This is a genomic window from Micromonospora echinofusca, assembly GCF_017614955.1.
GTDB lineage: Bacteria > Actinomycetota > Actinomycetes > Mycobacteriales > Micromonosporaceae > Micromonospora > Micromonospora echinofusca_A.
Map to the genome: position 1 here is coordinate 1 of NZ_WVUH01000655.1, position 1,270 is coordinate 1,270.

Consider the following 1,270-nt stretch of genomic DNA (forward strand, 5'->3'; position numbering starts at 1 on the left):
GGGGGCAGGGTCGACCTGACCCCGTCGGCTACGCCTGACCGAGGTCGAGGACGCTCCAACCGGCGGGCAGGCCCAGGGCGACGTCACCGCCGGCAGCACGGGCCAGGACACCGACCTGCCGGACGTCGTCGACACCCGGCTCGGCGCCGAGACCGACCACGGTCACGGCCGGGGTGCTGGTCAGCAGGGCAAGCAGGGCCGCCCCGAGTCACCGGTCACGGTGGCGTGGGCGGCGGCGAGGCGGGTGGCGGGCACAGCGACCCGTCGGCCCTCGTCGGCGACCTCTGCGATCAGATCACCGACGGCGACACGTACGCGGCCAGTACGGTGGCGTCCAAGACCACGGCGACCTGGTCGTCACTCACGCGGCCTCGTCGAGCATGCGCCGCCCCTCAGCCAGCGCAGCCTCGGGAATCGGGGCGGCCGGCCGCTGCCGCCAGCGGGCCTTGCCCGCCTCGGTCACCTCGATACCGGCGCGGTGCAGCACCTCCACCAGGTGCGTACCAGCCATCTGCGCCCGCGCCGCCGCCGTGATCGCCGCCGCGACGTTCGGCTGGCCGTCGAGCCACTCCGCCACGTACCCGCGGGGCCACCACCCTCCACCAACCGCGTGTCGAAATTGATCTACAAGACTCCGAAACTGCAGGTGCGCGGCGTCCGCCCTCAAGTCCTTGGACTGTCCGATGTGGCTCAGGTGGTGATGGTGGCCGATGATGTGCCCATGGGTTCGCGACGCTGGGTGGTCATCGGGACAGGCGGGGCGGTCACTGCCGGACTGTTGGTGGCCGCAGTGCTGTTCGGTTTGCAGGGGGTTGAGGTGGCCAGTCGGCTGGCCGGGGCCGCGAGCTTCGTGGTCGCGGTGGCCGCCCTCGTGCTGGCTCTGCCGCGAAACTCCGCTGCGGCACCGACACCGCCGGCTGCGGTGACACCACTGGCGGCGGGGCCGGGGCCGATCACCGTGCAGGGTGAACTCGGGGGGATCGCCTCGACCGGTGACAGCGCGACGAAAACCCAGCACCGGTGAGGTGGTTACGACGCGACCGGGTTGCCCCTGCGCCCACTGATCCCGAGACACCGACCCCGGGGGATGGTCCTGCTGCGCCGCAGTTCCTGCTCGACCAGGGAAACCTCCCCCACACCATCGCCTACCTCAAGCAGGCCCTCACCGACTGCCGGCGGGTACTCGGCAACAACCACCCACAGACCCGGGTCGTCTATCGCAACTTGCGGGCTGCCACGGAGGGCTCCAGTTCCGGGTAGGGGCGTGGGT

Annotated in this window: 4 protein-coding genes; 2 read left to right on the plus strand and 2 right to left on the minus strand. The window is 71.6% G+C overall.

From position 1 onward, the window contains the following. Positions 1-28: 28 nt before the first annotated feature. Positions 29-166: a hypothetical protein gene (locus GSF22_RS35275; RefSeq protein WP_244454608.1), complete on the minus strand. Its 138-nt coding sequence runs from the start codon at positions 164-166 to the stop codon at positions 29-31. 195 nt (positions 167-361) lie between these two features. Continuing rightward, entirely contained in the window at positions 362-577 is a 216-nt protein-coding gene (locus GSF22_RS33630; protein WP_208817925.1) for a hypothetical protein, read from the minus strand. A gap of 33 nt (positions 578-610) precedes the next feature. Here GSF22_RS33630 and GSF22_RS33635 point away from each other — a divergent pair, with 33 nt between their 5' ends. Together GSF22_RS33635 and GSF22_RS36055 are read left to right on the plus strand one after the other, a co-directional pair. Beyond that, positions 611-1,024 (plus strand): hypothetical protein, encoded by a 414-nt coding sequence (locus tag GSF22_RS33635; protein WP_244454609.1) that lies wholly within the window; start codon positions 611-613, stop codon positions 1,022-1,024. Then, positions 1,021-1,260, plus strand: a complete 240-nt coding sequence (locus GSF22_RS36055) for a tetratricopeptide repeat protein (RefSeq protein ID WP_368856941.1) — start codon at positions 1,021-1,023, stop codon at positions 1,258-1,260. The genes GSF22_RS33635 and GSF22_RS36055 overlap by 4 nt, the downstream gene beginning before the upstream one ends. The last annotated feature ends 10 nt before the right edge of the window (positions 1,261-1,270 follow it).